This is a genomic window from Paraburkholderia sp. Ac-20347 (assembly GCF_017104805.1).
Classification (GTDB): domain Bacteria; phylum Pseudomonadota; class Gammaproteobacteria; order Burkholderiales; family Burkholderiaceae; genus Paraburkholderia; species Paraburkholderia tropica.
Genome location: NZ_JAAGPN010000090.1, coordinates 23246 through 32431, shown reverse-complemented (window position 1 = coordinate 32431; position 9186 = coordinate 23246). Strand labels below are relative to the sequence as shown.

The following is a 9186-nucleotide window of genomic DNA, read 5'->3' as shown; positions in this document are numbered from 1 at the left end:
CGCGCCCGGATGGCGCGGCGCGAACGCGGCGAGCATGTCGAGCGCGCGCAGCGCGGCGGCGGCGTCGAGGCGCGCGCTTTCGACATCGGCGAGATTGAGGTAGGCGTCGATCAGACGCGGGTCGAGATCGATCGCGAGACGGGCTTCGCTGGCGGCCTCGTCGAGACGTCCCTGGGTCGAGAGCAGGAACGCGAGATTGCTGTGCGCCGACGCGAACGACGGCTTGCAGGCGAGCGCTTCGCGGTAGCAGGCTTCGGCCAGATCGAAACGGGCCAGCCTGCGCCAGGTGTTGCCGAGATTGTTGTGGGCTTCGGCCGAGTCGGGCTGGAGCGCGACCACGCGCTCGAGACAGCGCCGGCTCTCGTCGAACTGGCCCGTTTCCTGCAGCACGATGCCGAGATTGTTCCAGGCGGCGACCAGTTCGCCGTCGAGCGCGACGGCGCGGCGCGCGGCTGCTTCGGCTTCGACGAGACGGCCGCGCTGACGGCACATTTCCGCGAGATTCGCGTGGCACACCGCGCTCGCCTGCGGCGCGCGGCAGGCGCCTTGCAGATGTTCGATCGCGAGGTCGAGATTGCCGTAGGCGTGCGCCATGAGGCCCAGCAGATGCAGCGCGTCGGATTGCCCCGGCGACACGGCCAGCACGCGCTGGCAGAGCTGTTCGGCCTGAGCGGCTTGCCCCGCGTTCCAGTGGGCGTAGGCGCGCGTGAGCGCTTCGGCGAAAGTCAGGGTCGGAGAAGCGTTGGAATCCGGCATGCGGTGTTCGAATTCGTGGCCCAGCGGGCCGGGTTGAAACTTGCGGCCGCCTGCCGCGCCCCGTGTGGGCGGTGCGGCAGGCAGACCGTGCGGCTTCCGTTACATCAGAAGCTCATGAAGCGACATCAGAAACGCTGTTGCAGACGCAGGATGCCGGTGTTCGACAGGAACCCGGAACCCGCCTGCAACTCGTAACGCGCCGACACGCTCATGTTGTTCGCGCGCACGAGCGTCACGCCGATCGACACATCCGCGAGATTCGACAGCGGCGTGGCGGCGAGCGTCGTGAACGCAGTGGCGCCCGTCGGGTCGGCGGCGAAGCTCGCGCTGGTCGTCTGACGCGTGCGATTGTAGTCGTGAACCCACTGCACGCGCAGTTCGGGCACGAGTTCGCCGTACGAGGTGCCGAACGACTTCTCGAGCTTCGCGCCCAGTGCGCTGCGCACCGAGCTCGAATGCTCGCCGCCGATCGTCAGCGCCGAACCGTTGCCGCCGGTTTCAGTGTAGCCCGCTTCGTTCAGGTAGCTGTACGTGAGGCTCGCGAGCGGCGTGAGCGTCATGCCCGCGACCGCGAGCGGCCAGCCCGTTTCCGCGCGCGCCACGTACTGCTGGCCGCTGAAGCTGCCGTTGGCGACGCCGCTGTAGCCCGTCATCGTCACGGCGCGCGTGGTGTCGAAGTGCTGCAGCGTGGCCGCGCCCGAGAGGTTCACGTACCACGGCGAACCGGTGTAGCTCGCGTAGCCGATCAGGCCGTAGGCGTTGACGTCGGCGCTGTCGCCCGACTCGCTGCCGGTGAAGTTGATCGCCGTGTGCGAGTAGTCGAACGCGCCGCCGACGCGCCAGTTGTCGCCGAAGTTACGGTCGGCGCCGAGCAGCAGGCCGCCGTAGTTCGCGCTGTAGCCGTCGGTGTTGTCACGCTCGCCCTGGCTCGCGTGGCCGCCGAATGCCTGGCCCCAGGCGGTCCAGTGCGTGGGGCTGTCGCCGGTCGAAAGGCCGGTGGCGCCCGACGAGTGCGCGATACGCAGCGCGTCGATGTGCGCGCCGACGACGCCGACCGCGTCGAGCGTGGCTGCCGACCCCGCGTACTGAGTCTGCAGCGGTCCGAGCTGCTTGCCGATCTGGTTGGCCGTGCCGCTCGAACCCGAGGCGAGCGAAGCGAGCGTCGCGTCGTACAGATTCAGCAGCGCGGCGTTGCTCACGCCGCTATAGCCGAGCAGGCCCGAGATCGCGTGCGAGGCGTTGGGCTGCGTGGCGACCTTGGTGTAGTCGGTGGTCGAGGTGCTGGACGAGCCGCTGCCGCTCGATGAACCGCTACCGCTCGAAGAACCGCTGCCGCTCGACGAACCGTCGCCGGTCGACGTGGTGGTGCCGACGCTGTCGACCGTTACGACGAGGTCGGTGTGGCCGTTGGTGGTGGTCACCGAGGTGCCGGTCAGCGTGGCGGTGACGCCCGCGATCGAGTAGGTCAGCGTGCCTTCGTTATAGGTGCCGGTGCCGGTGGCGTCGACCACCACGAAGCGCTGGCCCGCGACGAAGCTGTAGCCGCCCGTCGTGCTCTTGAGCTCGACCGACGAACCCGAGGCGATGGTGGCGTTGCCCGAGACGACGAGACGGCCATAGCCGGTGTCGGTGAGGCTGCCGGTGGCGGTCGCGCCGCTCGTCACGCCGATCAGCAGCGTGGCCGCCTGACCCTGCGAGTAGTTGCCGGTGATGGTCGTGACGCTGTCGACTTCGAGCGTCGCGCTGTTGTTGTACACCGTGTTGGTGCCGACGTTGACCGTGTCGTTGAGCAGCAGGTTGCCCGAATCGAACACGAGGTCCGAGGCGGAGCTTGAGATCGTGCCGACCGTGCCGTTGTAACCCGTCAGCGTGCCGAAGATCGTGCCGGTGCCGCCGCTGATGGTGAGCGCGGTGCTCGCGGCGTTGTTGATGTCGCCGGCGATGACGCCCGAGTTCACGATCGAACCGATCGTCCCGTTCGTGTCGTTGGAGATCGCGTAGCCGTTGCCGGTGATCGTGCCGCTGTTGGTGAGCGTGCCGATCGTGCCGTTGTTGTAGATGGCGGCCGCGTCGCCGATGTGGCCCGTGTTGTCGAGCGAATCAATCGTGCCGTAATTGATGATGGCGCTGTTGGTGCCGACGATCGTGCCGCTGTTCACGAGCGAGGTGATCGTGCCGCCGCTCGCGGCGTCGATGGCGGCGTAGGTGGCCGAGAGCGTGCCGCTGTTGCTGATCGTGCCAATCGTGCCGCCGTTGTAGAGGCCGTCGTTGCCGCCGCTGATCAGGTTGGTGTTGCTGATCGAGTCGATCGTGCCCAGGCTGTTGACGATCGCCAGCGTGGCGGAGATCGTGCCGCTGTTGCTGATCGTGCCGATCGTGCCGTCGTTGTAGACGCCGTAGTAAGCGCCGTCGATCGAGCCGCTGTTGCTGATCGAGTCGATCGCGTGGTTGGCGCTGGCGTAGAGGCCGAAATAGCCGGAGATCGTGCCGCTGTTGTCGATCGTGCCGATCGAGCCGATGTCGTAGATGCCGTAGCCGCCGTTGGTGTTCGCGCCGGAGATCGTGCCGCTGTTGGTGAGCGTGCCGATGGTGCCCTGGTTGTCGATGCCGAACTCGCTGCCGCCGATCAGCGCGGTATTGTTGATCGAGTCGATCGTCGCGCCGGTGCCGTTCAGCACGGCGGCGTAGCCGGAGATCGCGCCGCTGTTCTCGATCGTGCCGATCGTGCCGATGTTGTAGATGCCGAAGGAGCCGCTGCTCAGCGTGCCGGCGATGGTGCCGCTGTTGTCGATCGTGCCGATCGAACTCGTGACGCTGCCGTTGTAGATGCCATACGTTTCGCCTTCCATCAGCCCCGTGTTGCTGATCGAGCCGATGGTGCCGGGCGAGTTGTCGATCGCGGCGAAGCTGAGGCCGTTGATCGTGCCGGCGTTGCTGATCGTGTCGATCGTGCCGGTGTTGCGAATGCCGGTGTTGTGCGCGGTGATGACCGCGGTGGCTTCGTTCACGATCGACGTGATCGAGCCGGCATTGTTGTAGATGCCCGAGTTGTTGTTGGCGGTGATGACCGACTGGTTGTCGATCGTGCCGATGGTGCCGCGGTTCCACACCCCATAGTTGCCCGAGAGCGTACCGGCGTTGATGAGCGACGTGATCGAGCTGTCCACAGCATTGTTGATCGCGTACAACGTGCCGGTGATCGTGCCGTTGTTGGTGAGCGTGCCAATGCTGCCGCTGGTTTCGATGCCGGTGGAGGTGCCGCTCACCGTCGTGCCCGCGTCGACCGTCGGGTCGCCGCTGCTGTAGCTCGCGCCCACGGGACTGGCTGCGTACGCGCCGGTCGGCGCCATGATGGCCAGCGCGGATACCGCGAGCGACAGCGCGCTGAGCGCCGGACGCCACACGCTGACTGCCACGCGCGTCGTCGTGCCGACCGACACGGAGCGCGGCCCCTGCCGCTTTGCGAGTTCTGATACCGCTTGCCACGTCCCCTGGCTCGCATTCCAGACTACGTTGTATGCCTGATTCATCGTTCGATTTCCCCGTCTTTTCCATAGCGCTCGTACCGGGCGCGACGAAAACGACCGGAGCGAGGCGGAACTGGTCTCCTGTCCGCCAGCGGGTTTATCGGCGTTAAGAAACAGAAATTAAGTATTAACTTAGTCGAAATATTGGGTTTTTCATTTCGTAATCTTACGCAAAGGTTTGCGCGCGTTATTTTAAAAAGGGGCGGGATGAATTCGACGTGCAAATCGCTGTGAGCCTGGTGGGGCGGGCGTGAGCGGGATTTGATGGGGGCGGAGTAATGCCGGAGAAAATCGCAGGAGGAAATGCGTCGGTTAAACGTTTGCGCGATTTTCGGAGAGGGGAATTATTGCCGATTTACCTCGTGGTTAATTCGGTGAATATCGGTGGAAAATGAGGTGTTTTAAAAAACGGGGTATTGATCGGAGAGACAAAAAGAGCGCGATAAACGGCAAGCACAACGCCATTGCAGCGCGTGCTCGCCATGCTCAACGTGCGCTTAACCCCGCGCCGTTTCCCTCATCTGCTCGAAGGCGCGTTCCGAAAACCGCTCGATCCACACCGCGAGGCGATCGGGGGCGAAACCTTCATTGCGCGCGGCCGCGCGACAAAGAATCGTGTCCGCGTCGCGGCCGAACTGCAGCGCGCCGCCCGCTTCCTCGAGCCACAGCAGGCAGGCGAGCCACGCAGCATGGCCCGCCGAGACGGTCTGCCCAACCGGTCGCGTAAGAAATTCGCTCAACGTATGCGGCGTCGCCCAGATCAGCGAATCGCCGCTGCCGCGTACGGCGTCGCCGAGTGATTCGGCGAACACCGTCAGCGCATCGGCCGCGCCGCGTTCCGGATGTTGAGCGTGTTGCGCGCGCAGCGCCGCGAGGCGCGTGGCGACCGCGTGACCGAAGCGGCCGCTGTCTTCGCTTTCGGCGCGCACGAGATCGGCGTAATCCATGCGCTGCCAGTCCGGCTCCACGTTGCGCGTGCCCGCGAGATCGGCGCCTGCGAGATAGGTTTCCACCGGCTGAAAGCGCCCCGGGCCGATCAGGCTCGCGCACAGCGTCTGCACGATGCCGAGCCGCGTGGCCACGGTCTGCGTCTGCATCACGCCGAGTTTTTCGCGCACGAGCTGATCGCGTTCCTTGCGCAGCCCCGCGAGTTCGAGCGCCTGTTTCATCTCCATGCGCAGCGCGGTGATGTCCCACGGCTTCTTGATGTAGCGATGAATCTGCCCTTGATTGACGGCCTCGACGGTCTGGTCGAGTTCCGAATACGCCGTCGTCAGGATGCGCACGATGTGCGGATAACGCTCGCGCGCGTAACGCAGCAGCTCATTGCCCTGTTCGCCCGGCATGCGCTGATCGGAGACCAGCACGGCGAGGCTGGCGGCGTGCGCGTCGAGGCGCGCCTTGCCTTCCTGCACCGAACCGGCCGTCACCACCGGCGCGATCGCGCCGATCGCGCGCTCGAAATATTTGACTGCGGTCGCTTCGTCGTCGACGAACAGAATCGCCGGCGGTGGCGGCGTTGGCGTTGGCGTCATCGGGCTGGCCGTCGTGTCGCTCATGAGTCACTCCTGTGCATTCGATTCTTTAATTGGGGGCCGACGGCGGGCGCGCCGTGGCGGCGGCCAGCACCTCGCGGACCATGCTCACGCTGAGCGGCTTCTCGAGAATGCGGAACACGTCGCCGGACGCGAGCGCGTTGAGCAGCGCGTCCTTGTCGGCATAAGCGGTCACGAGTATCCGCACGATCTGCGGATAGGTCTGCGCGATCTGCTTCAGCAGCGCGTCGCCATGTGGGCCGGGCATGCGGAAGTCGGTGATGAGCACCGAGACGCGCGCGCCTTCGCGGCTCAGGAGCGCGAGGGCGTCGTCGGCGCTTTCGGCGAGCAGGACCTCGTAGGCGCTGCCCGCCGAGCGCGCGAAATATTTGCGGGCCAGCTCCTCGTCGTCGACATAGACGACGGTTGGCCGGACTTGCTGGGTGTCGCTCATGTCGGCCTCACTCCACACGGGGCAAATCGAAATTGAACGCGGTCCACTCGCCGAGCTGGCTCTCCGCGAACAGCGTGCCGCCGTGCCGCTCGATCACCGCATAGCTGATCGACAGCCCAAGGCCGAGACCCTGGCCGACTTCGCGCGTGGTGAAGAACGGTTCGAACACGCGCGCGAGATGCTCGGCGGCGATGCCGGGGCCGTTGTCGCGCACGTTCACGTGCAGCCGCTCGTCGCGCCAGTGCGCGCTCACGTGGACCTGCGGGGAAGCGGTGCCGGCCTTGTGCATGGCCAGCGCCGCATTGGAAAACAGATTGATGAGCACGCCGATGATGGCGCCTTCGTCGCCGAGCACCAGCGTGTCGGCGGGCAACTCGCGCGTGAGCGTCACGCCGCGCAGTTCGTGCGCGCTGAGCCGGATCGACGAATCGAGCGCCTTCTCGAACAGGAAGGGCACGTCGTCGGCGGCCGCGCCGGGCTTGCGGTAAGCGAAGGTCTTGAGATCGGAAACGATGTGCTGGATGCGATGCATGCCCTGCTTCACGTCCATCAGGCATTCCTGCAGCGACGCGCTGTGCTTGACCTCCGGTTCTTCCATGGCGATCTCGATCGCCATCAGGCAGAAGTTCACGGGGTTGTTGACTTCATGAAGCAGCCCCGCCGACAAGGTGCCGATCGCCGCCATCTTCTCCTGCTGCAACAACTGGCCCTTGATCTGCGCGAGATTCTCGTTGGTGCGCGCGAGCTGGTCGTTCTTGTGCGCGACTTCGTCCTTGAGGCGAAAGAGCTGGAAGCGGCCCTTCTCGTTGAAGTACGTGTAGATGGAACTGGCGAGCGCGCAGAAGAAGATGATGATGAGCTGAAACTCGAACTTGCTCGCGTCCTGAATGCCGCCCGCATGCGCGACGCAGGCGAGGTAATAGAGCGTGACCGTGGCGAGCCCGAACGCGAGCGTCTGCCACGCGCCCGAGGGAAACAGGATGCCCACCGCGAAGATGGTCAGCATGAGGCCGGCGTAGAACAGCGAGCCCTCGCCGAGCGTGGCGTAGATCATCCACGAAATCATGATCTGCGGCAGCAGCAGCCAGCAGAAGGTGATGACCTGCACGTGCCGCCGCCCCGTCCGCGTGTAGAGCGAGAGCAGGGCGAGGCCGATCGCCACGCTGGTCGCCACGCGCACGAGCGCGAAGGTTTTCTGCTGACCCGGATACACGACGTAATCCAGCGCCATGCCCATCAGCACGAGCGCGATCACCGTGAGGCCGCCCGCCTTGCTGCACAGCAGCCGGTAGTCGCGCAGCTCTTCACGATAGGTCGATTGCAGGCCCACCTGAGAGGACGTCATGTCAGGCGGCGGGGGGCAGGCCGATCACGACTTCGGCGAATACGTTCACGCCGGTCGGGTCGGTATAGAGGCGCGGCTCGCCGCTGTGCTCCGGCATGATGGCGTTCATCTGGGCCTCGTTCCGGTAGATCAGATACCACTCGAGCACGTGCTCCATGCTCAGGCGCTCGGGGTTGTCGGCGTGCACGTTGGTGACGAGCAGACGGCCGCCCGCACGCGTGCGGCTCGCGAAATACTGATTCAGGCGCGCGCAGACCTTGTCCGAGAGATAGTCGAACAGACCGGCGCAATAGACCGCGTCGAAAATGCGCGCGTCGGGCGCGTGCTCGTCCATGCGGCGCTTGAGCAGATGATGCACCGAGTCGTGCGTGTAGCTGATCATCATGGGCTTGCCCGCCGACTGCGCGAGCGAGCCGAGCCGGTTGCGCGTCCAGTCGAGCGTCTCCTGGCTGAAGTCGAGCAGCTCGAAGGTCAGCCATTGCGGCTCGTCGTATTCCTGAATGAAGCGCTGGATTTCCTGCGCGGGACCGCAGCCCACGTTCAGCACGCGAAACGGCCGCTGCGCGGCGCGCGCCGCGTTGGCGAGACGCGTGAGGTAATCGACCAGCAGGTCGATGCGGTTGCGGTGTGCGCGCGCCACGGCCGTTTGCAGGAAGGCCGCGTTGACGATCTGGAAATACGTGCTCGGACCCTGGCGCGGATCGTCGAGCATCTGGTTGACCATCTGATAGTCGCCCGCATAACCGAGCGGCTTCGTGAAGGTGCGGAACACGAAGGGCGAACGCAGCAGCAGCGGATGGAGCGCGGCCTGAGCGAACGCGCGATGCGCGGGCGCGAGTTCTTCGTCCACTTGGCGCGCTTCGCCTTCGAATTCGTCGAAATAGATTTTGGTCCGCTGCATCAGCGGCGAGGCGAGTTCGAGGAAGAAGTCCTCGCGCAGGCTTTTGCCCTCTTTCGGCAGCGTGTCGGCGAGATCGGCCTGCTCGACCCAGCGCGACATGTCGGTGAGGAACGCGCGCAGCTGATTGACGGCGATCTGATAATCGCGGCGGATCTGGAAACGCTCGGCCCATTCCTGCGCGAAGCGGCGCGCTTCGTCGCCCACCGCGCGCGCTTCGAGCACGCCGCCGCTCAGTTCGCGCCACTCGTCGATCAGCGTGACCGAGACGATCGCGGTCAGCCCGGTATTGACCATGCTGATGACGACCGCCTTGCCCGAATAAGCGTGCTCCGTACCCATCTTGACCGACAGCTCGCTCAGCACCTCGCTGACCTGGACGATCGAGTACGGGTTATAGACCTCCATCACCAGGGACTTGCGCTGGAGATTGATGATCGTGCCCCGCACCTGCTCGCCCTGCGAGTTGCGGAAGCTCACTACCGGATCGATTTGTGTTTTGGAATACACGGTATTGCGGCTAGGTAAGTACCACAAGAAATGGATCTGGGCGCGCGTGCGATCCCCGATACGCGATGCGCCGATGCAATCAGCCGGCCCATTGCGCGTGACAAGCGCGGGACAAGCGCGACAGGCTATGCATTTGACTTATCCGCGTCATATCGCGACGG

Annotated in this window: 6 protein-coding genes; all 6 read right to left on the bottom strand. The window is 65.1% G+C overall.

The window, feature by feature from the left end:
• Positions 1-756 (bottom strand): tetratricopeptide repeat protein (locus tag G3N97_RS18355; protein WP_205994513.1); only part of this gene is annotated, 756 nt, incomplete at its 3' end.
• 125 nt (positions 757-881) lie between these two features.
• Positions 882-4286, bottom strand: coding sequence for an autotransporter domain-containing protein (locus tag G3N97_RS18350; protein WP_205994512.1), 3405 nt, complete (start codon positions 4284-4286; stop codon positions 882-884).
• A 494-nt stretch (positions 4287-4780) separates the two neighbouring features.
• The gene (locus G3N97_RS18345) at positions 4781-5842 is read right to left on the bottom strand and encodes a response regulator (protein ID WP_205994511.1); all 1062 of its coding nucleotides are present in this window, start codon (positions 5840-5842) and stop codon (positions 4781-4783) included.
• A 25-nt stretch (positions 5843-5867) separates the two neighbouring features.
• Positions 5868-6272, bottom strand: a complete 405-nt coding sequence (locus G3N97_RS18340) for a response regulator (protein WP_205994510.1) — start codon at positions 6270-6272, stop codon at positions 5868-5870.
• A 7-nt stretch (positions 6273-6279) separates the two neighbouring features.
• Positions 6280-7617 carry an ATP-binding protein gene (locus tag G3N97_RS18335; RefSeq protein ID WP_205994509.1) on the bottom strand — a complete coding sequence of 446 codons (1338 nt, stop codon included), beginning with the start codon at positions 7615-7617 and terminating at the stop codon, positions 6280-6282.
• A 1-nt stretch (position 7618) separates the two neighbouring features.
• On the bottom strand, positions 7619-9025 hold the full coding sequence (locus G3N97_RS18330; protein ID WP_205994508.1) for a class I SAM-dependent methyltransferase: 1407 nt from the start codon (positions 9023-9025) through the stop codon (positions 7619-7621).
• Positions 9026-9186: the final 161 nt, after the last annotated feature.